This is a genomic window from Variovorax sp. Root434 (assembly GCF_001426595.1).
In the GTDB taxonomy this organism is placed as follows: Bacteria; Pseudomonadota; Gammaproteobacteria; order Burkholderiales; family Burkholderiaceae_C; genus Variovorax.
Genome location: NZ_LMEK01000012.1, coordinates 792,328 through 812,717, shown reverse-complemented (window position 1 = coordinate 812,717; position 20,390 = coordinate 792,328). Strand labels below are relative to the sequence as shown.

At 68.7% G+C, this 20,390-nt stretch carries 21 protein-coding genes; 10 read left to right on the top strand and 11 right to left on the bottom strand.

Annotated elements, in window-relative coordinates; translation table 11 throughout:
• The first annotated feature begins 7 nt into the window (after nt 1-7).
• The 5 genes from ASD05_RS14320 to ASD05_RS14300 all read left to right on the top strand — a co-directional run bounded on the left by ASD05_RS14320 (nt 8) and on the right by ASD05_RS14300 (nt 4,348).
• On the top strand, nt 8-1,111 hold the full coding sequence (locus tag ASD05_RS14320; RefSeq protein ID WP_056593267.1) for an NAD(P)/FAD-dependent oxidoreductase: 1,104 nt from the start codon (nt 8-10) through the stop codon (nt 1,109-1,111).
• The gene (locus tag ASD05_RS14315) at nt 1,108-1,356 is read left to right on the top strand and encodes a (2Fe-2S)-binding protein (RefSeq protein ID WP_056593263.1); all 249 of its coding nucleotides are present in this window, start codon (nt 1,108-1,110) and stop codon (nt 1,354-1,356) included. The genes ASD05_RS14320 and ASD05_RS14315 overlap by 4 nt, the downstream gene beginning before the upstream one ends.
• Nucleotides 1,353-2,630: an FAD/NAD(P)-binding oxidoreductase gene (locus tag ASD05_RS14310; RefSeq protein WP_056593259.1), complete on the top strand. Its 1,278-nt coding sequence runs from the start codon at nt 1,353-1,355 to the stop codon at nt 2,628-2,630. Before ASD05_RS14315 ends, ASD05_RS14310 begins: the two co-directional genes overlap by 4 nt.
• Nucleotides 2,627-3,325, top strand: coding sequence for a GntR family transcriptional regulator (locus ASD05_RS14305; protein ID WP_056593257.1), 699 nt, complete (start codon nt 2,627-2,629; stop codon nt 3,323-3,325). Before ASD05_RS14310 ends, ASD05_RS14305 begins: the two co-directional genes overlap by 4 nt.
• A gap of 84 nt (nt 3,326-3,409) precedes the next feature.
• Nucleotides 3,410-4,348 carry a fatty acid desaturase family protein gene (locus ASD05_RS14300; RefSeq protein WP_056593254.1) on the top strand — a complete coding sequence of 313 codons (939 nt, stop codon included), beginning with the start codon at nt 3,410-3,412 and terminating at the stop codon, nt 4,346-4,348.
• On the opposite strand, the gene ASD05_RS14295 is transcribed toward ASD05_RS14300, so the two are convergent.
• From ASD05_RS14295 to ASD05_RS30470, 3 genes are all read right to left on the bottom strand, one after another.
• Nucleotides 4,336-5,223 (bottom strand): EamA family transporter, encoded by an 888-nt coding sequence (locus tag ASD05_RS14295; protein WP_056593248.1) that lies wholly within the window; start codon nt 5,221-5,223, stop codon nt 4,336-4,338. The two genes, ASD05_RS14300 and ASD05_RS14295, sit on opposite strands and share 13 nt — an antisense overlap.
• A 12-nt stretch (nt 5,224-5,235) precedes the next feature.
• Nucleotides 5,236-5,556, bottom strand: coding sequence for a hypothetical protein (locus ASD05_RS14290; RefSeq protein ID WP_056593241.1), 321 nt, complete (start codon nt 5,554-5,556; stop codon nt 5,236-5,238).
• An 81-nt stretch (nt 5,557-5,637) separates the two neighbouring features.
• Nucleotides 5,638-5,808: a hypothetical protein gene (locus ASD05_RS30470; RefSeq protein ID WP_007828646.1), complete on the bottom strand. Its 171-nt coding sequence runs from the start codon at nt 5,806-5,808 to the stop codon at nt 5,638-5,640.
• Nucleotides 5,809-5,867: 59 nt separating this feature from the next.
• Here ASD05_RS30470 and ASD05_RS14285 point away from each other — a divergent pair, with 59 nt between their 5' ends.
• Nucleotides 5,868-7,331, top strand: a complete 1,464-nt coding sequence (locus ASD05_RS14285; protein ID WP_056593237.1) for an MATE family efflux transporter — start codon at nt 5,868-5,870, stop codon at nt 7,329-7,331.
• On the opposite strand, the gene dbpA is transcribed toward ASD05_RS14285, so the two are convergent.
• The 4 genes from dbpA to ASD05_RS14265 form a co-directional block, all read right to left on the bottom strand.
• On the bottom strand, nt 7,306-8,736 hold the full coding sequence (gene dbpA, locus ASD05_RS14280; RefSeq protein ID WP_056593233.1) for an ATP-dependent RNA helicase DbpA: 1,431 nt from the start codon (nt 8,734-8,736) through the stop codon (nt 7,306-7,308). The genes ASD05_RS14285 and dbpA overlap by 26 nt on opposite strands.
• A gap of 83 nt (nt 8,737-8,819) precedes the next feature.
• Nucleotides 8,820-9,089, bottom strand: a complete 270-nt coding sequence (gene infA / locus ASD05_RS14275) for a translation initiation factor IF-1 (RefSeq protein ID WP_007828652.1) — start codon at nt 9,087-9,089, stop codon at nt 8,820-8,822.
• 58 nt (nt 9,090-9,147) lie between these two features.
• On the bottom strand, nt 9,148-9,417 hold the full coding sequence (locus tag ASD05_RS14270) for a hypothetical protein (RefSeq protein ID WP_056593222.1): 270 nt from the start codon (nt 9,415-9,417) through the stop codon (nt 9,148-9,150).
• Between the two features lie 354 nt (nt 9,418-9,771).
• Entirely contained in the window at nt 9,772-11,010 is a 1,239-nt protein-coding gene (locus tag ASD05_RS14265; protein WP_056593219.1) for an MFS transporter, read from the bottom strand.
• An 84-nt stretch (nt 11,011-11,094) separates the two neighbouring features.
• On the opposite strand from ASD05_RS14265, the gene ASD05_RS14260 reads away from it, so the two are divergent.
• On the top strand, nt 11,095-12,552 hold the full coding sequence (locus ASD05_RS14260) for a PLP-dependent aminotransferase family protein (RefSeq protein ID WP_056594431.1): 1,458 nt from the start codon (nt 11,095-11,097) through the stop codon (nt 12,550-12,552).
• Between the two features lie 8 nt (nt 12,553-12,560).
• Here ASD05_RS14260 and ASD05_RS14255 read toward each other — a convergent pair whose 3' ends face one another.
• Nucleotides 12,561-13,616 carry a sugar phosphate isomerase/epimerase family protein gene (locus ASD05_RS14255; protein ID WP_056593217.1) on the bottom strand — a complete coding sequence of 352 codons (1,056 nt, stop codon included), beginning with the start codon at nt 13,614-13,616 and terminating at the stop codon, nt 12,561-12,563.
• Nucleotides 13,617-13,756: 140 nt separating this feature from the next.
• Between ASD05_RS14255 and ASD05_RS14250 the strand changes: the two genes are divergently transcribed.
• Nucleotides 13,757-14,638 carry a gamma-glutamyl-gamma-aminobutyrate hydrolase family protein gene (locus ASD05_RS14250; protein WP_042672665.1) on the top strand — a complete coding sequence of 294 codons (882 nt, stop codon included), beginning with the start codon at nt 13,757-13,759 and terminating at the stop codon, nt 14,636-14,638.
• Between the two features lie 30 nt (nt 14,639-14,668).
• Here ASD05_RS14250 and ASD05_RS30465 read toward each other — a convergent pair whose 3' ends face one another.
• The 3 genes from ASD05_RS30465 to ASD05_RS14240 form a co-directional block, all read right to left on the bottom strand.
• Nucleotides 14,669-14,842 carry a hypothetical protein gene (locus tag ASD05_RS30465; RefSeq protein WP_200955429.1) on the bottom strand — a complete coding sequence of 58 codons (174 nt, stop codon included), beginning with the start codon at nt 14,840-14,842 and terminating at the stop codon, nt 14,669-14,671.
• 88 nt (nt 14,843-14,930) lie between these two features.
• Complete coding sequence (locus ASD05_RS14245; RefSeq protein ID WP_235507962.1) at nt 14,931-15,911, bottom strand: tripartite tricarboxylate transporter substrate binding protein; 981 nt, start codon at nt 15,909-15,911, stop codon at nt 14,931-14,933.
• Between the two features lie 3 nt (nt 15,912-15,914).
• Entirely contained in the window at nt 15,915-18,863 is a 2,949-nt protein-coding gene (locus ASD05_RS14240; protein WP_056593215.1) for a DNA topoisomerase III, read from the bottom strand.
• 87 nt (nt 18,864-18,950) lie between these two features.
• Between ASD05_RS14240 and ASD05_RS14235 the strand changes: the two genes are divergently transcribed.
• Both ASD05_RS14235 and ASD05_RS14230 read left to right on the top strand, forming a co-directional pair.
• Nucleotides 18,951-19,571 (top strand): SET domain-containing protein, encoded by a 621-nt coding sequence (locus ASD05_RS14235; RefSeq protein WP_056593212.1) that lies wholly within the window; start codon nt 18,951-18,953, stop codon nt 19,569-19,571.
• 2 nt (nt 19,572-19,573) lie between these two features.
• Nucleotides 19,574-20,389, top strand: a complete 816-nt coding sequence (locus tag ASD05_RS14230) for a biotin--[acetyl-CoA-carboxylase] ligase (RefSeq protein ID WP_056593209.1) — start codon at nt 19,574-19,576, stop codon at nt 20,387-20,389.
• Nucleotide 20,390 lies beyond the last annotated feature (1 nt).

Genomic DNA, 20,390 nt, shown 5'->3' with positions numbered 1-20,390 from the left:
GGGCGGCATGGACGTGGATGTCATCGTCATCGGCGCCGGCATCGTCGGCGCGGCGTGCGCACAGGCGCTTGCACAGGCGGGGCGCAGGGTGCTGGTGCTCGATGCGCGCATCGGCGGTGCCACCGGCGCGGGCATGGGCCACCTCGTGGTGATGGACGACAACGCGGCCGAGCTCGAACTGAGCCGCCATTCGGTCGCGCAATGGCGCGAGCTGGCGCCGCGCATGAGCGACGACTGCGCGTACAGCGCCTGCGGCACGCTCTGGATTGCCGCGAACGACGAAGAGATGGTGGAGGCCGAGCGCAAGCAGCAGCGGCTGCGCGCGCACGGCATCGGCAGCCGGCTGCTCGATGCGCGCGAACTGGCAAGCGCGGAGCCCGCGCTGCGCAAGGGTCTGTCGGGCGCTCTCGAAGTGCCGGGCGACGGCATCCTCTATGCGCCGAATGCCGCGCGCTGGCTGCTCACCCAAAACACGGAATCGATCAGCGTCGAGCATGCGAAGGTCGAGGCCATCGAAGACGACGGCACGTTGCGGCTCGCCGACGGCAGCCGCCGCACAGCGGCGCAGGTCGTGCTGGCCAACGGCATCCAGGCGACGACGCTGTGCCCCGAACTGCCGATCCGCCCGAAGAAGGGCCATCTGCTGATCACCGACCGCTATCCGGGCACGGTGCATCACCAACTGGTCGAACTCGGCTACGTGACCAGCGCGCACCACAGCGACGGCGACTCGGTCGCCTTCAACGTGCAGCCACGGCCCACGGGGCAGCTGTTGGTCGGCTCGTCGCGCCAGTTCGACACGACCGACCCGGCGGTCGAGGCGCCGATGCTCGCGCGCATGCTCCAGCGCACGCTGGACTACCTGCCGGGGCTCGCGAACCTCAACGCGGTGCGCTCGTGGACCGGCATGCGCGCGGCATCGCCCGACGGGCTTCCGCTGCTGGGCAAGCACCCGTGGCGCGAGAAGCTCTGGCTCGCTGTCGGACATGAAGGGCTCGGTGTGACCACCGCGCCGGGCAGCGCGCATCTGCTTGCTGCGTTGATGACCGGCGCGACCCCCGACTTCGATGCGGCGCCCTACGCGCCGCGCGGCCTCCGGGAGATCGCATGAGCGGCCACACCCTGTTGAACATCGACGGCCATCTGGTGCGCGTGAAGGCGGGCAGCTCGGTCGCTGCCGCGCTGCGCGTGGCCAGCGGCATGGGCGTGGCGCGCACTTCGGTCACGGGCCAGCCGCGCGCGCCGTTCTGCGGCATGGGCGTGTGCCAGGAATGCCGCGTGCTGGTCGACGGCCGGCGCAGGCTCGCGTGCCAGACGGTCTGCATCGAAGGCATGCGCGTGGAGACGACGGAATGACGACCGGCATGGCACAGGAAGAATGCGACGTGCTCGTCGTCGGTGCAGGGCCGGCCGGCATGGCCGCAGCGGTGGCGGCTGCGCCCAGCGGCGCATCGATCGTCGTGATCGACGACAACCCCGTGCCCGGCGGACAGATCTGGCGCGATGGCCCCGGCGCGGCGTTGCCGCCTGCGGCGCGCAAACGGCGCGATGCGCTCGAGCACCATGCCAACATCCGCGTGCGCAGCGGCACGCGCGTCGTCGCCGTGCCCTTGCCGCATGAACTGCTGCTCGAAGACGCCGAAGGCGCCACGCGCATGCGGTGGAAGAAGCTCATTCTCTGCACCGGTGCACGCGAACTTCTGCTGCCCTTCCCCGGATGGACGCTGCCCGGCGTGACCGGCGCGGGCGGGCTGCAGGCGCTCGTCAAGGCGGGCATGCCGGTCGAGAGCGAACGCATCGTCATCGCCGGCAGCGGCCCGCTGCTGCTTGCCGCTGCAGCCACTGCGCGCGCAGCCGGCGCGAAGGTGCTGCGCATCGCGGAGCAGGCGTCGTTCGCCTCGGTCGCGCGCTTCGGCGCCAGCCTCGCTCGCTGGCCCGGCAAGGCCGCGCAGGCGGTGACATTGGCCGATCCGCGGTACCGCACTTCGTCGCGCATCGTCTCGGCGCACGGCGCGACGCAAGTCGAATCGGCGCGACTTCGCCAAGGCAGCAGCGAAATCGAGATTGCCTGCGACCGCATCGCCTGCGGCTTCGGCCTCACACCCAACACGCAGCTCGGCCAGCTGCTCGGCTGCGCGCTGAAGGCCCAAGCCCTGTGGGTCGATGCCCTGCAAGCCACCAGCGTTCCCGGCATCCATGCAGCCGGCGAGTGCACCGGCTTCGGCGGCAGCGAACGCGCACTGGCGCAGGGCACGATCGCAGGCCATGCGGCTGTCGGCAACGAACATGCAGCCAAGGCGCACGAAGGCGAACGCGCCCGCTGGAACGCCTTTGCCGCGCAGCTGCACCGCAACTTCGCGCTGGCGCCAGATATCAAGACGATGCCGCAGCCCGACACGCTCGTGTGCCGCTGCGAAGACATTCCTTTCTCCTCGCTGGCAGGTTGCACCGGCTGGACCGACGCCAAGCTGCATCGCCGCTGCGGCATGGGCGCCTGCCAGGGCCGCGTCTGCGGCGACGCGGCGCATTTCCTCTTCGGATGGACGCCGCCCGCGCCGCGCCCTCCGCTGTCGCCGGCCCGCATCTCGACGCTCGCAGGCTTGGCGAACGACGGCGACCGCCGACAATGACGCCGCCGCATCTGCAGAACAAGACCATGCCCGCCTCGAAGACCGCATCCCGCCCACCGCCCAAGCGCCGCGCTGCCGACCTGGCCTACGACGCCATCGAGACGCTGCTGTCGACCATGCAGCTGCAGCCCGGCAGCCAGGTCGTCGAGGCCGAACTCGCCGAGCGCACGGGGCTCGGCCGCACGCCGGTGCGCGAGGCGCTGATGCGCATGGTGTCCATCGGACTCATCGTGCAGCAACCGCGCCGCGGGCTGCTCGTGTCGGCCATCGACCTGGCCGACCACCTCGACGTGATCCAGACTCGGCGCGTGCTCGAACGGCTGATCGCCGCCTGCTCGGCGCGCCGGGCCACCGCGCAGCAGCGCACCGACATCGTCCGCTGCGCCCGGACCATGGTCGAGGCCGCGGCACGCGGCGACCTCACCGGCTACATGCGCGCCGACCATGCACTCGACCTCGTCAACCACCAGGCGAGCCACAACGACTCGGCAGTGAGGGCGGTGATCCCGCCGATCGTGCAGTGCCGGCGCTTCTGGTATGCCTACCAGCACGAAGGCGAGATCGTCGAGGGCGCCAACGCGCACCTCGAGCTGGCGCAGGGCATCGCGACCGGCGACGAAGCCGCCGCCGTCGCGGGCGCCGAGCGGCTGATGGATTACCTCGAAGTCTTCGCGCGCAAGATCATCGACAAGTAGGCCGAAGGGCCTCGCCTCCACTCGCCGCTGCACTGCGGGGAATTCCGCGTGCCTTGCCCGGGCCGGCGGCGCATACTGGCCCGCATGGCCGCCGCTCCCCGCGCCCAACCCGAAGAGTTCTTCACCGCCGAAGAATGGCAGTCGCTCACTGCGCGTTCTTCGTGGAAGGGCCTGTGGCTGGTGCTGCATTGCTGGGCCGTGATCGGCGCAGCAATGCTCGTGGGCATCGTGTGGCCTTGGACCCTTCCGCTCGTGGTGCCGGTAGTGGGCACGCGGCAGCTGGGGCTGTTCATCCTCATGCATGACGCGGCGCACGCGGGGCTGCACCGCAATCGCAAGATCAACGACTGGGTGGGCTATTGGCTGTGCTCGTCGACGCTGCGCGACTACCGGCCGTACCACCTGCAGCACCACCGCTTCGTGCAGCAGACCGAAGACCCGGACCTCGTGCTGTCGGCGCCCTTCCCCATCACGCGCGCGTCGATGTGGCGCAAGGTGGTGCGCGACCTGAGCGGACAGACGTTCTACAAGCAGCGCTTCGGGCATGTCGCCGAAGGCATCCGCAAGCGCGGGCCGGGTGAGTCGGTCCCTGCGGTGCTCGGCCGGGAGCTTGCGAAAGACAGGCGCTTTCTCATTGTCAACAGCCTCGGATTTCTGGCCTTCGCGCTCGCCGGCTGCTGGTGGGCATGGCTGCTGATGTGGCTGCTGCCCATGGCCACTTGGCTGCCGCTCGTGAGCCGCGTGCGCAACATTGCCGAGCATGCGCTGGTCGCGCAGAACGAGGCCGATCCGCTGCGCCAGGCCCGCACCACGCACGCCGGCTGGCTCGAACGCATCCTGGTGGCGCCCTACTGGGTCAACTACCACTGCGAGCACCACATGTTCACCAACCTGCCTTGCTGGACGCTGCCGAAGGCGCATCGCCTGCTGCAGAGGCAGGGCGCCATCGCGCGCATGGAAGTGCAGCCCGGCTACCTGAGCCTGCTGAAGCGCGCGACCTCGACCTCGGCTCAGCCGGCTTGACGCGCGGCCGGCATGGCTCGCACCACAGGCTGCGCCCCGCGCTGGCTGAGCCAGATGCTCGCAATGACGATGCCGATCCCCGTCACCTGCCACGCCGACAGCGCCTGCCCCAGCAGCGCCCAGCCCAGGATCATCGCCGTCACGGGGCTCAGGAAAGCCAGCGGCGCGATCGCCGAGGGCTCCAGCCGCGCCACGCCGCGGAACCACACGATGTAGGTCAGCGCGGCGCCCACGAGGCCGAGCCAGCCGAGGCCGATCCAGTTCTGCGCCGTCAGCGCGGGCAGCGGTGGCTCCAGCAGCAGCGCCACCGGCAACAGCAGCAGGCCACCGGCGGTGAGCTGCCACGCCGTGAAGGTGAGCGCCGACACCGGCGGCTGCCAGCGCCGACTCAGCACCGTGCCGAAGGCCATCGACACCGCGGCGGCAATGGCCGCGGCAATGCCGATGGCATCGAGCGCCGCATTCGGCGTGAGCACCAGCAGTGCGACCCCGCCGATGCCGACCACCGCCGCCGCGACCGACAGCGCGCGCATCGGTGAGCCCAGGAAGACGCTGGCCAGGAACACCACGAGCAGCGGCTGCACCGAAGTGATGGTGGCCGCGACGCCGCCCGGCAGCCGGTATGCCGCCAGGAACAGCATCGCCCAGAGGACCGAGAAGTTCAGCGCGCCGAGGATGAGGATGCGCCCCCACCACGCGCGCTCGGGCAGCTTGCGCACGATCAGCAGCAACAGCAGGCCGGCGGGCAGCGCGCGCAGCATGGCGACCGTCAGCGGGTAGTTCGGCGGCAGCAACTCGGTCGTGACGATGTAGGTGCTGCCCCAGATGGCAGGCGCGCTCGCGGTGAGCAGGAGGTCGGTGGTGCGACTGGTCATGCTCGCGCCGTATCAGTCGTCGGCCGGCTCGGGCTCGGGTGTGCCCCAGCCCAGCAGCTCGGCCAGCCGCTGCACGATCCACGTGGCCTCGGCCGCCGTCACGCCTGATTCGGGCGCGGCGAGCCCGGCGTGGATGCGCCGCAGGATCTCGCTTTCGACCGGCACCTCGGTGTGGTGCTGGATCTGCGCGTGGCCCACGAGATGGTTGGAGAGGTCTTCGCACATCTCGTAGCGCTCGCGCACCACGCCGATCGGCTCGCTCAGGCGCTGGCGTGTATCGGTGTAGACCGCGAAGAACGAGGGAGGAATGAAGATCTGGTTGTCGTCGGACATCGCTGCCTTATAGCTGCCCCAACGACAAAACGCGCCCGTGGGCGCGTTCGTCGTGGCTCCGGGGAGCCAGCGGGGGCCGGATCAGCCGCCCTTCTTGGCGCGCTTGCCGGGGTTCTTCTTGCTGCGCGTTGCGGTGCCGCGTTCGAGGCTGACCTTCTGGCCGCCACCGGAGCGAGGCACGGTGTAGCCGGGCATCGGCGTCGGCTTGGGGGTGGCAACGCGTTCGGCTTCGGTACGGAATGTCTTGGGCATGAAAAGCTCGGGTAAAAGTGATGTTCGAACCTGCAATTAGGCCACATCGGGAATTTCATATGCCAATAACCGCAACGGCGGGTGGTGTCGAGCGCGCGCGCTTCGTTTCGGGGTCGTTGATGCGCCATGTCTGCGTGATGGCGGGCACGGGGGCCATCGGGCTGATCGCGGTGTTCGCGGTCGACCTCATCAACCTGTTCTATATCTCGCTGCTCGGGGAGAAGGAGATTGCCGCGGCGGTCGGTTTTGCGGGCGTGGTGGGCTTCTTCCATGCGTCGCTGTGCATCGGGCTGACGATCGGCATCGCGGCGGTGGTGTCGCGCACCGTGGGGGCCGGCCGTGGCGAGGACGCGCGCCGCATCGCCACATCGAGCCTGGTGCTGATGACGGCGGTGTCGGTGGTGGCGGGCACCGGCACGGCGTTCTTCCTGCATCCCGCGCTGCAGGTGCTGGGCGCCCAGGGCGAGACGGCGCGGCTCGCGCATCGCTACCTCTCGGTGACGGTGCACACGCTGCCGCTGCTGGGCATCGGCATGGCGACTTCGGCGCTGCTGCGTTCCATCGGCGATGCGCGCCGCTCGATGACGGTGACGCTCGGCGGCGCCTTCGTGACGGCGGTGCTCGACCCGATCCTGATCTTCGGCTTCGGCCTGGGGCTCGACGGCGCCGCCATCAGCGCGGTGGTCTCGCGCATCGTGCTCGCGGCCATCGGGTTGCACGGCGTGACGATGAGGCACCGCATGCTCGGGCGCTTCGAGCCGTCGCGACTGGGCGGCGATGCGCGCGCGCTCGGCAAGGTGGCCGCGCCGGCGGTGCTGACCAACCTCGCCACGCCGGTGGGCGCGGCCTTCGTCACGCATTCGGTCGCGCAGTTCGGGCCCTCGGCGGTAGCGGGCGCGGCCACCATCGACCGGCTGACGCCGGTGGCCTTCGGATTGGTCTATGCGCTCAGCGGCGCGGTCGGGCCGATCCTCGCGCAGAACCTGGGCGCGGGGCAGTTCCGCCGCGTGCAGGAAGGGCTGCGCGACAGCCTGTTGTTCATGGTGGCGTCGGTGGCCGTGGCGTGGCTGGTGCTGGCGCTCGGGCAGGGCGTGCTGATCCGCGCGTTCTCGGCCGACGGGCAGGCGGCCGAGCTGATCTCGCTCTTCTGCAGCTGGCTGGCCGCGAGCTTCTTCTTCGCGGGCGGGCTGTTCGTGGCGAACGCCTCCTTCAACAACCTCGGGCATCCGCTGCTGTCGACCGCATTCAACTGGGGGCGCGCCACGCTGGGCACGATTCCGTTCGCGTGGTGGGGCTCGCACTACGGTGCGGCAGGCGTGCTGATCGGGCAGGCCGTGGGCTCGTCGATCTTCGGCCTGCTGGCGGTGATCGTGGCGTTCCGGCTGGCCGCGAAGCTGGCGCGGCAGGAGGCGCCCGCGCCCGCTGCGCCCGCTGCGGCCGCGGCGCCGCCGCTCGACGCGCCGGTGGCCCCGACCTCGCCGCAGGCCGGTGCGGCGGCTACTGCTCCAGCAGCCGCACCTTGACCGACTTGCCTTTGACGCGGCCGGCCGACAGCTTGCGCGCGGCTTCTTCGGCGATCGCGCGGTCAACCGCCACGTAGGTCGAGAACTCGTTGACGTTGATCTTGCCGACCTGGTCCTTGGCATAGCCGCAGTCGCCGGTCAGCGCGCCCAGGACGTCGCCGGCGCGGATCTTTTCCTTGCGCCCGCCCACGATCTGCAGCGTGGCCATCGGCGGCTTCAGCGGCTCGCCCTTGCCCGGCGTGAGCTCGGCCAGTTCGTGCCATTCGGATTCGCGGCCCTGCAGCTGCTCGATCTTCCCGACGAAGCCCATCTCGTTCATGCTGGCCAGGTTCAGCGCCAGGCCTTCCGAGCCGCCCTGCTGGCCCACGCGGCCGGTGCGGCCGACGCGGTGGATGTGGATTTCGGAATCGGGCGTCACGTCGACGTTGATCACGGCTTCGAGGTGCGAAATGTCGAGCCCGCGCGCTGCCACGTCGGTGGCAACCAGCACCGAGCAGCTGCGATTGGCGAACTGCACCAGCACCTGGTCGCGCTCGCGCTGCTCCAGCTCGCCGAACAGCGCCAACGCGCTGAAGCCCTGGGCCTGCAGCACCTCGACGAGGTCGCGGCACTGCTGCTTGGTGTTGCAGAAGGCCAGCGTGCTGACAGGGCGGAAATGGTCGAGCAGCAGGCTCACGGTGTGCAGCCGCTCGCTGTCCTTCACCTGGTACCAGCGCTGGCGGATCTTGCTGCCTTCATGCTGCGCCTGCACCGTGATCTGCTCGGGGCTCTTCATGAACTGCTGCGCGAGCTTGGCGATACCTTCGGGGTACGTGGCCGAGAACAGCAGCGTCTGGCGGGCCGAAGGGCACTGGCGCGCCACCGTCACGATGTCGTCGAAGAAGCCCATGTCCAGCATGCGGTCGGCCTCGTCGAGCACCAGGGTGTTGAGCGCCTCGAGGTTCAGGTTCTCGCGCTCGAGGTGGTCCATGATGCGGCCCGGCGTGCCCACGACGATGTGCGCACCGTGCTCCAGGCTGGCGATCTGCCCGCGCAGGGCGACGCCGCCGCAGAGCGTGACGACCTTGATGTTTTCTTCGGCACGCGCCAGGCGGCGGATTTCGGTCGTGACCTGGTCGGCCAGTTCGCGCGTCGGGCACAGCACCATCGCCTGGATGGCGAAGCGGCGCGGGTTCAGGTTGGAAAGCAGCGCCAGCGCAAAGGCGGCGGTCTTGCCGCTGCCGGTCTTGGCCTGCGCGATCAGGTCCTTGCCGAGCAGCGCCGGCGGCAGCGCGGCGGCCTGGATGGCCGTCATCTGCGTGTAGCCGAGCTGGGTGAGATTGGCCAGCATCTGGGGCGAGAGCGCCAGCGAGGCAAAGCCGTTGTCGGCTGGGGTGCCGCCGGCTGTGGGGTTGGGTGTGGTCATCGTTCAGCAGCCGGGAAGCGCAAAAAACAAAAGCCTTGCGGGCGCCCTTTGCGGGCACCGCAAGGCCTTTCGTCAGTTGCGGATCAGCGGCGGGGGGAGTTGTTGCCGCCGGTGGTCGGCGGCGGGCCGCGACGTTCCAGGTGACGGAAGGTGATACGGCCCTTGGTCAGGTCGTAGGGCGAGAGTTCGAGCGACACCTTGTCACCCGCCAGGATGCGGATGTGGTGCTTGCGCATCTTGCCGCCGCTGTAGGCGATCAGCTGATGGCCGTTGTCCAGCGTGACGCGGTAGCGCGAGTCGGGCAGGACTTCGGTCACTGCGCCATTCATTTCGATCAGTTCTTCCTTGGGCATATGTGGTTACCTCTGACTCGTTCGATGTTTGTTGGAGATGGAATTGGGCGTAATTGTTTCAGCCCGCGCACGGAAGCGCGAGAGGGGCCGTCTTCGAAACCTGGGGGGCGCGTTCGCGCACCCAGCCGAGGCCCTGGTCGATGGCGTAGCCGACGGCGGCGGCGTGGCTGGCAAAGCGCGGCGTGAAGCGCATCACGCGGTCGTGCATGCCGCTGCCGTGGCCGGAGCGGATCGAGACCGAAGCGGCGTACTTGCCGTCGTCCTGATGTCGGATGAGCGGGGAAACAAGGTACTTGCCCACCGCGATACTGTGTTGAATGATGTCCATGAAGCCTTGGCACAGCGCGCAGATGCAAAGCGCGAAGTGCCTGAAAAATAATTGAAAACGGGCGTGGGCCGGCCGGAATGGCGCGGCGGACGCGCTATTCGCTTCAACAGGAACGAAGGCAGTGGTGGCAATCATGGGCGCCCGGTCTGGCGCTCCAACACACTGTAAAAGCCGGCTTGGAAGTGAGAGGCCTGAAGAATCCAAGGGACAGTGCAGGTCAGCCGGCGGTATTGACGAAATTCTTCGTCGTGGTATCGAAACGAACCCGACATTATAGCTTGCAGGGCATGACAGTTGCTTGTCTTTAAAACAACGATCTCATCAAAAAGGCCCCGAAGGGCCGTTGCTCAAGCACTATTCGCTATCAAAAACATAGTTTGACGAGGCGCTGCGGGCCGCGCGTGGCGCGCGCAACAGTAGCATCAGCCCCGTGAACTGGCAGGCCGCCCCCACCCAGCCCACCGCGCCGACGCCGGCCAGTTCGATCGCCATGCCGCCCAGTGCCGAGCCGGCCGCAATGCCAAGGTAGATCGCCGATGCGTTGAGCGACAGCGTCATCGGCGCGCGCTCCGGCGCCAGCCGGATCAGCCGCACCGCCTGCGCCGGGCCGAACCCCCAGCCCGCAAAGCCCCACAGCGCCGACAGTCCCACGATCAGCGGCAGTGCCAAACCGCGCGGCAGCATCTGCGCCGAGAACGAGAGCCCACCCAGGATCAGCACCAGCATCAGCGCGAAGCCCTGTGCCATGCGATCGGCACCGAAGCGGTCGGTGGCCCAGCCGCCAGCCGCGGTGCCGATGGCTGCCGCCACGCCGATGGCGAAGAACACCGCACTCGCGCCTTCGGCGCCAAAGCCCAGCGTTTCCGAGAGGAACAGTGCGATGTAGGTGTAGAAGCTGAAGCCGCCCGTGGCCCACAGCATGCTGATCAGCAGTGCCGGCAGCACGCCCGGCTCGCGGGCCACGGCAAAGGCCGGCGCGCGCTTTGCAGCCACCGGGGCCTGCGCCAGCTGGCGCGGCAGCCCGAGGGCGAGGCCCAAGGTGGCAAGCGCCGCAGCCGCCGCGATCAGCAGGTAGGCCGTGCGCCAGCCGCCCCAGCCGGAGATCCACGCGCCCAGCGGCACGCCCAGTGCCACCGCCACCGTACCGCCGCCGGTCACGATGGCCAGCGCTCGGCCGCGCAGCGCGGGCGACACCATCGCGGCCGCCACCGCGCTCGCGGTCGGCAGGAACACGCCAGCCACCAGCCCCAGCGCGACCCTCGCGAATGCCAGCTGCGCAAAGCCGTGCGCCATCGATGCCGCCAGCGTCAGCGCCGAGAAGGCCGCGAGGCTGGCAATCAGCAGCGGCCGGCGACCGAAGCGCGCCAGCAGCGCCGCCATCACCGGCGAGCCGATCGCATAGCTCAGCGCGAACAGCAGCACCAGCTGCCCGGCCCGCGCGGCGCTGACCTGCAGGTCGGCCGCCAGCACCGGCAGCAGCCCCGCGACCATGAAGCTTTCGGTGCCGATGGCGAAGGCGCCCAGCGCGAGCCAGCCCAGGCTCAGGGGCAGGCGTTCAGGCGGTCGCGAGGTCGGGAGATCGGTGTCGTTCATGAGGAACTCCGTTGAAGCTGTGTTCGAGGCCTCCAGAGTACGTTTGCAATTGGCTCTTCAAAAGAACCACAATTGACGAAGTTCATGGAGCCACTTTTCGAACTCGCCATCCACCTGCCGGGCGCCGGCTCGCGCGAACTGCTGCGCGAGGTGCACCGCCAGCTGCGCGGCGCCATCCTCGACGGCCGGCTGCAGCCCGGCGCGCGCCTGCCCGCCACGCGCGCGCTGGCGCAGCGGCTGGGCGTGTCGCGCAACACTATGCTCGCGGCCTACGACCTGCTGCTGAGCGAGGGCTACCTGCTGGCGCGCCCCGGCGCCGGCACCTACGTGGCCGACACGCTGCCGGCCTCCCGGCGCGGCCGCGCCACCAAAGCCTCGACAGCCCGGCGCGACCCCCGTCTGGTGCCACTCACCCTTCCGGGCGCGGACCTCGCACCCACGCTGCAGCCATTGCCAGCGCGCGACGACTTCCGGGTCGGCCTGCCCGACGTGAGCGCCTTTCCCTTCGACATCTGGCGCCGCCTGAGCGACCGCGCGCTGCGCCGCATCGCACGCCAGACCGCCGACTACGCCGACCCGCAGGGCCAGGGCGCGCTGCGCGAGGCCATCGCGAAGCACGTGTCGTTCACCCGCGCCGTCGGCTGCACCGCCGGCGACATCGTGGTCACGGCCGGCGCGCAGCAGGCCTTCGGGCTGCTCGCGCGCATCCTCGTCGTACCGGGGCGCACGGTGGTCGCGGTCGAGCAGCTGTTCTATCCCTCGCTGCGCGAAGCCATGCTGGCCGCTGGCGCGAAAGTGGTGACGGTGCCGACCGACGACGAAGGAATGTGCGTGGACCGCATTCCGCCCGAAGCCCGCGTGGTCTGCGTGACGCCCTCGCACCAATTCCCCACCGGCGTGGCGATGTCGCCGCCGCGCCGTGCCGCGCTGCTGGCCTTCGCGCGGGCGCGCAACGCGGTCGTCATCGAGGACGACTACGACGGCGAATTCCGCTTTGCAGGCCGCCCGCTCGATGCGCTGCAGACCCTCGACCGCGCCGAGTCGGTCTTCTACATCGGCACCTTTTCCAAGAGCCTGTTCCCCGCGCTGCGGCTGGGCTTCGTGGTGGCGCCGCCCTGGGCCCGCGCGGCGCTGGTGCGCGCGCGCGAACTGGCCGACTGGCACGGCCCGGTGCTGGGACAGGAGGCGCTGGCCGCCTTCATCGCCGAAGGGCACCTGGCGCGACACATCCGCAAGATGCGCAAGCTCTACGGCGCGCGGCGCACCGCATTGCTCGAGGCCCTGACACGCCACGGTGCGGGCCGGCTCGAAGTGATTCCTTCGGACGCCGGCCTGCACCTGTCGGCCCGGCTGCACGGCGGTACGCGCGCCGATGCGGTAGTGGAGCGCGCCGCCGCGGCCGGCATCACGCTGCCGCCGCTCTCGCGTTTTGCGCTCGATCCGCACGCGCCCGGCGTGGCCAACGGCCTCGCCTTCGGCTACGGGCTGATCGCCGAGCAGCAGATCGACGGCGCGATCCGTCGGCTGGTCGCGTTGCTCTGAGGGTCAGGTCAGCCGATTCCGAGCATCCGCCTGTTGGCCGCCACGTCCACCCCGCCCGCCGCGAAGTCGTCGAACGCCCGGTCCGCCACGCGGATGATGTGGTCGGCGATGAACTTCGCGCCTTCGCGCGCGCCGTCTTCCGGGTGCTTGATGCAGCACTCCCACTCCAGCACCGCCCAACCCGGAAAGTCGTACTGCGCCATCTTCGAGAAGATGGCCTTGAAGTTCACCTGCCCATCGCCTAGCGAGCGGAAGCGCCCGGCCCGGTTGATCCAGCTCTGGAAACCGCCGTACACGCCCTGCTTGCCGGTCGGATTGAACTCGGCGTCCTTCACGTGGAAGATCTTGATGCGCTCGTGGTAGTGGTCGATGTAGGCCAGGTAGTCGAGCTGCTGCAGCATGAAGTGGCTCGGGTCGTACAGCAGGCAGGCGCGCGGGTGGTTGTTCACGCGCTCCAAAAACATCTCGTAGCTCACGCCGTCGTGCAGGTCTTCGCCGGGGTGGATCTCGTAGCCCACGTCCACGCCCACGGCGTCGAAGGCGTCGAGGATCGGCCGCCAGCGGCGCGCGAGTTCGTCGAAGGCTTCCTCGACGAGGCCCGGCGGGCGCGGCGGCCACGAATACAGGTACGGCCATGCCAGCGCGCCCGAGAAGGTCGCGTGCGCCGTGAGGCCAAGGTTGGCCGAGGCCTTCGCCGCGAAGTGCAGCTGTTCGACCGCCCACTGCTGCCGCCGCACCGGGTCGCCGCGCACCTCGGGCGCCGCGAAGCCGTCGAAGCCCGCATCGTAGGCCGGATGCACCGCCACCAGCTGGCCCTGCAGGTGCGTCGAGAGTTCGGTGATCTCCAGGCCGTGCTTCGCCAGCGTGCCCTTCACCTCGTCGCAGTAGGTCCTGCTCTCGGCGGCGCGCCGGAGGTCGAACAGGCGCGCGTCCCAGCTCGGGATCTGCACGCCCTTGTAGCCCAGCCTGGCGGCCCAGCCGGCGATGCCGTCGAGCGTGTCGAACGGGGCGGTGTCTCCCGCGAACTGGGCCAGGAATATGGCGGGACCCTTGATGGTTTTCATCGGCTTGTCTTCCTTCTTCGTTGGGGCGGCGTTGAAAGCATACTTGGCGTGTCGTCCGACCCCGTGCGAGAGGCCAACGAGCCAAAATGGACTTTCCTTTTCGCATCCATCGTCCGGTTCCCACTGACGACAGTCCCGCGATGACACAACCTGTTTCCGCCCGACTCAAGATCGGCCTGTCCGCCTGCTTTTCGCATGCCGACCCGGCCCGCTCGCTCTTCACCAACAAGACGCTGCAGTACGTCGAGCAGTCGATCGCGCACTGGCTCATGTCCGCCGGCGCGATGGTGGTGATGGTGCCCTGCCCCACCGGCGAAACCGCGCGCGGCGACACCAAGCTTTCACACTACGCAGAGTGGCTCGACGGTGTCGTGATGCACGGCGGTGCCGACGTCTGGCCCGGCAGCTACGGCGAAGTGCCGCTCAAGGATGCGTGGATCGGCGACCAGATCCGCGACCTCTACGACCTGGCGCTGGTCGAAGCCTTCGAGCAGGCCGGCAAGCCGATCTTCGGCGTGTGCCGCGGGCTGCAGCTCATCAACGTGGCCTTCGGCGGCACGCTCTACCAGGACATCGAGGCCCAGCACGCGGGCGGCCTGCGCCACCGCGACCCGGTCACCTACGACCAGAACTTCCACGAGATCGAACTGGTGCAGGGCACGCGGCTTTCCAAGCTCTTTCCGCAGGTGCAGAAGGCGCGCGTCAACAGCATCCACCACCAGGGCATCAAGGGGCTCGCACCGGGCTTCGAGATCGAGGCCTGGAGCCTGCCCGACCGCGTGCCCGAGGCCATCCGCCGCCGGTCCGACAAGGGCCGCAGCTACATCGCCGCGACCCAGTGGCACCCCGAGTTCCACAAGTACGGCAGCACCGAGACGGTCGACGACACGCCGATCCTGCATGACTTCTTGTGGGCCTGCGCGACTGCCCGGGTCGCGCCCAAGACGTCGCCGGGGTCCGGCCCCGCCAAGATCCGCGACCGCGCGGCGCGAGTGCTGCGACAGGCGTTGCTGCGGCGCTGACGCGATCGGGAGAATGGCCGCCCGCCGGGCCTAGCGCCGGTCGGAGCGGTTCGTGCTGCCGCTGACGCCGGCATCGATGGTGCCGAACACCGTGACACCGCTGCCCGGCGACGCACCGGCGGATCCGGCCGAGCCCGTTCCGGCACAGCCCGCCAGGACGGCCCCCATCGCAAGGGCGAACACAGCTGCAATGAATGACTTCACGGAAAACTCCAGGAAAAGGTGGGACTGCAGACCACTATAGGCCGCAGCCCTGGCCGGCCTTGTAACAGCCCCGGCCCTTGCTCCGTTGCTACTCCGGCTTCGCGCCAGACGCCTTCACCGCCGTGCCCCAGACGCCGATCTCGCTCGCCACGAAGCGGTCGAACTCGGCCGGCGTCGTGGGCGCGGGCTCGGAACCGCGCTCGCGGATGAAGCGCGCCATCTGCTCGCTCTTCAGGATGTCCGTGACTTCGCGGTTGAGCCGCTCGACGATGTCGGGTGGCGTACCGCGCGGCGCCATCAGGCCGAGCCAGCCCACGGCCTCGAAGTTCTTCGTGCCCGCCACGCCGCTTTCGCGCACGGTGGGCACGTCGGGCAATTGCGAGGAGCGCGTGGCCGAGGTCACGGCCAGCGCCACCGCCCTGCCCGACTTGATGTGCGGCAGCGCGGCCGTCACCGAGTCGACCATCAGCGGAATCTGGTTGCCCAGGAAGTCCGACTGCGCGGGTCCGCTGCCGCGGTACGGAATGTGCGTGATGAACACGTGCGCCGCCGACTTGTACATCTCGCCCGAAAGATGCTGCGTGCCGCCGATGCCGGCGCTCGCGTAGCTCAGCCGCCCCGGCTCGGCCTTGGCGCGCGCGGTGAGGTCGGCGAGCGTGCGGATGCCGCTCTCGGGCGTGGCGAGGAACACCAGCGGCACCTTGGCGATCAGCGAGATGCCGACCAGGTCCTTGCGCGGGTCGAAGCCCGGCTTGGCATAGAGCGTCTGGTTCACCGCCATCGCGCTGCCGGCCACCACCAGCGTGTAGCCGTCGGGCTGCGAGCGCACCACGAACTCGGTGCCGATGTTGCTGCCGGCACCGGCCTTGTTGTCGACGACCACCGGCTGGCCCAGCCGTTTGCCGAGCTGCTCGGCGAGCGCGCGGGCGAAGATGTCGGTGGCCTGTCCCGGCGGGAAGGGCACGACCAGCTTGACGGGCTTGTCAGGCCAGGCCGCGGCTTGTGCGAGGCAGGCTGTGCCCAGCAGCATCGCTGCAGCCAGGCCGGCGGCGAGATGTCGGCGCCGCATGGCTCAGGGCGCCGAAAGGTGTTTACCCACGATGCCCGCGAGCTCGAACATCGTCACCTGGTCCTTGCCGAACACCGGCTTGAGCTTGGCGTCGGCATTGATCGCGCGCTTGTTGGCCGCGTCCTGCAGGCCGTTGGCCTTGATGTAGTCCCACAGCTTCTTGATGACCTCGGTGCGCGCCACTGGTTCGGCGCCGATCACCGCGGCCAGTGAGTCGCTGGGCTTCAAGCCCGCGCCGGGCTTGCGCGGCGCGGCCGCCTTCTTCGCTGCCGGGGCCTTCTTCGCGGCGGGCGTCTTCTTCGCCGCCACCTTCTTGGCCGCGGGCGCGGCCTTGCCGAAGGTCTTGCGCGGCGGGAACTTGCTGCCGCCCTCGCGCGGCGCGAACTCGAAGGTCACCTTGCCCTCTTCGGCATTCCAGGTCAGGAAGGCCTTGAAGGCGCGGCGCGTGCGCATGCTCACGAACTTGTCGAGCAGGTCGGTCTTGCCGGTGGCGAGCAGCTTTTCCATCTGCGCGCGCTCCACTGGCTGCTGCAGGATGATCTTGCCGGTCTTGAAGGTGCAGCTGGGCGTCGGCTGCGCATTCGTCGGTACCGACTTCTCGCAGACGTAGTTGCTGCCGTGCTCGAACACCGGCGCGCCGCACACCGGGCACGGACCCACGGTGTCCTGCTCGCTGAAGTCGACGATCTCGCCGGTGTCGCCGTTCTTGTCGTCGCCGAAGTCGAATTCCAGCTTCCAGTTCTTCGCTTCCTCGTCGAACTTGAGAATGATCTCGGAGGTGAAGGGCCAGCCGGCCTTGGAGCGGAAGCCTTCCAGCGGGCCGATGTGCTTGTCGTGCAGCAGCGCCTCGGCCTCGGCCACCTCGAAGGTGCGCCCGGCCGGCGACTTGCCGAACGAGAAGCCGCAGGCGTCCTCGCCCGTGCCGCTCTTGCCGACGCAGCCGTAGCGGCGGTAGTTTTCCTTCACCACGCCGCCGCAGTTGGGGCACGGCGTCTGCAGGGTCGCGTAGTCGCCCGGCACGGTGTCGCGGTCGTATTCCTTCGCCTTCTTGACGATGTGCTCCGTCATCTCGGCGATCTCGCGCATGAAGGCATCGCGGCTCAGCGCGCCCTTTTCCATCTGCGCGAGCTTGTATTCCCACTCGCCGGTCAGCTCGGCCTTGGAGAGTTCTTCCACACCCAGGCCGCGCAGCAGCGTCATGAGCTGGAAGGCCTTGGCCGTGGGGATCAGCTCGCGGCCTTCGCGCAGCATGTATTTCTCGGTGATCAGGCCTTCGATGGTGGCCGCGCGCGTGGCTGGCGTGCCCAGGCCCTTTTCCTGCATGGCCTCGCGAAGTTCGTCGTCGTCGATGGTCTTGCCAGCACCTTCCATCGCGCCGAGCAGCGTGGCTTCGGAGTAGCGCGCCGGCGGACGCGTCTTCAGGCCCTTGGTGTCGACCGACTCGGCCTTCACGATCTCGCCCGGCTTCACCGGTACGAGGCGCTTGCCGTCCTTGTCGTCTTCCTTCTCGTCGTCCTGCGCTTCCTTGCCGTAGATGGCGAGCCAGCCCGGCTTCACCAGCACCTTGCCGTCGGTGCGGAACGGATACTTCCTGCCGCCCTGCTCCACCGTGCTGATGCGTGTGGTCACCTGGTACTCGGCGCTCGGGAAGAACACCGACATGAAGCGGCGCACGACGAAGTCGTAGAGCTTCTGCTCGGCATCGCTCAGGCCGCTGGGCGCCTGCAGGGTCGGGATGATCGCGAAGTGATCCGACACCTTGGCGTTGTCGAAGATGCGCTTGTTCGGCTTCACGTAGTTGCCGTCGACCGCCTGCTGGGCGAACGGCGCCAGGTGCTTCATGCCGCTGTTGGCGAGCATGCCCATGGTCTGCTTGACGACGGGCAGATAGTCTTCCGGCAGCGCGCGCGAATCGGTACGCGGGTAGGTCAGCGCCTTGTGGCGTTCGTACAGGCTCTGCGCCAGCGCCAGCGTGGTCTTGGCGCTGAAGCCGAAGCGGCCGTTGGCCTCGCGCTGCAGCGAGGTCAGGTCGAACAGCATCGGCGAGGCTTGCGTGGTGGGCTTGCTCTCTTCCGTCACCGTGGCGGGCTTGTCGCGCGAGGCGTCGGCGATGGCGCGGGCTTCCTGCTCGTTCCACACGCGGTCGGCGCGCTGCTCGGGATCGGGTTCGCCGTTGGCCAGCAGCGGCGCGTTGGCCTTCTTCCAGTCGGGGTTGAACCACTTGCCCGGGTAGTCGCCGGCCTCGGCCGCGAAGCTGCCGTGGATTTCCCAGTACTCGCGCGAGACGAACTTGCGGATCTGCTCCTCGCGCTCCACCACGACGGAGAGCGTCGGCGTCTGCACGCGGCCCACGGTCGTGAGGAAGAAGCCGCCGTCGCGCGAATTGAAGGCGGTCATGGCGCGCGTGCCGTTGATGCCCACGAGCCAGTCGGCCTCGGAGCGCGAGCGCGCGGCATCGGCCAGGCCCTGCATCTGCTTTTCGGTGCGCAGCGCGTCGAAGCCGTCGCGGATGGCCTGCGGCGTCATCGACTGCAGCCACAGCCGCTTCACCGGCTTGTGCAGGCCCGACTTGCCGCCGGCGTACTGCTCGATCAGCCGGAAGATCAGCTCGCCCTCGCGGCCCGCGTCGCAGGCGTTGATCAGTTGCGTCACGTCCTTGCGCTTGGCCTGCTTGACCACGGCGTTCAGGCGCGTCTTGGTCTTGTCGACGGGCTTGAGGTCGAAGTGCGGCGGGATCACCGGCAGGTTGGCGAAGCTCCACTTGCCCCGCTTGACGTCGAACTCCTCGGGCGCCTGGATCTCGACCAGATGGCCCACGGCGCTGGTCACGACGTAGCTTTCGTTCTCGAAATGCTCGTCGTGCTTGTCGAATTTCCCTGCCACCGGCGTGAGGGCGCGGACGATGTCCTGTGCCACCGACGGTTTTTCTGCGATTACCAAAGTCTTTGTCATCTAAGGGCTCTCTATACTCTGCGGCTTCCCGCGTGTGCACACGCGCACACGCGCATGTGTGCATATTCAAACTAACAGACTTCGGCGATGCCTTCCAAATCCCCACATTCCGCCGGCCGCCGCATCCAGATGCGGCGCTCGGATGTCCACGGCAACGGCGTCTTCGCCGTGCAGGATCTGGCCGAAGGCGAGACGCTGATCGAATACAAGGGCGAGGTCATCAGCTGGAAAGAGGCGCTGCGCCGCCATCCGCACGACCCTGCCCAGCCGAACCACACCTTCTACTTCCACATCGACGACGGGCGTGTGATCGACGGCAACGTCAAGGGCAACGATGCGCGCTGGATCAATCACTCGTGCGAACCGAATTGCGAAGCGGACGAAGTCGATGGGCGCGTTTATATCAAGGCGCTGCGAAACATCTCTGCAGGCGAAGAACTCAATTACGACTACGGCCTGATCATCGACGAGCCGTACACGCCGAAACTCCTGTCCGAATTTCCCTGCTGGTGCGGCTCGGAGGAGTGCCGCGGCACGCTGCTGACGCCCAAGGACGACGAGAAGAAAAAGAAGAAGAAAGCCAAGAAGGCCGAAAAGAAAAAGGCCGAGAAAAAAGAAGCGAAGAAGGCTGAAAAGAAGGCCGAGAAAAAAGCCGACAAGAAATCGGAAAAGAAGTCCGCGAAGAAAGACAAGTCCGACAAGGACTGACCATGAGCAGCAGCACAACGGCCGACTGGTTCGAAGACCGGATCGCCGCGGCGGTTGCACCGCTGCTGCCCGGCTTCGCCGTCGAGGCCGTGGCCGAAATCGATTCCACCAACACCGAGCTGATGCGCCGCGCGCGCGCCGGCCGCGTCGAGCCCGTGCTGCTCGTGGCCGAGCGCCAGACTGCGGGGCGCGGCCGCCTCGGGCGGCCCTGGCAGAGCGCGCAGCAGAACGAAGAGCCCGCGTCGCTGACCTTCTCTCTCGGCCTGCCGCTCGCGCCGGCCGACTGGTCGGGCCTGTCGCTGGCCGTCGGCGTTGCCGTGGCCGAAAGCCTCGACCCTTCGGGCGCGCACAAGATCGGCCTCAAGTGGCCCAACGACGTGTGGGTCGGCGACTGCAAGCTGGCCGGCATCCTCATCGAGACCGCGCTGCCGTCCACCGGCCGGCCGGATGCGTCGCGCTACCTCGTGATCGGCATCGGCATCAACATCGGTGCGCGCGAAGCCGAGGGCATGCGCACGCCGCCGGCCTGGCTGCGCCAGTGGCGCCCCGAGGCCACCGCGCCCGAGGTGCTGCACGAACTGGCCGAGCCGCTGGTGCGCAGCGTGCTCGACTTCGAAGCCCGCGGCTTCGCGCCGTTCGCCGAGCGCTTTGCCGCACGCGACGTGCTGCGCGGCCGCGAAGTGGCGCTCAGCGACGGCACCGCCGGGCTGTGCGAAGGCGTGGCCTGGGGCGGCGAGCTGCAGGTGCGCACCGACGCCGGCCTGCAGCTGGTCTCCAGCGACGAAGTCAGCGTGCGCCCTCGCGGCATGGGGTTCTGAT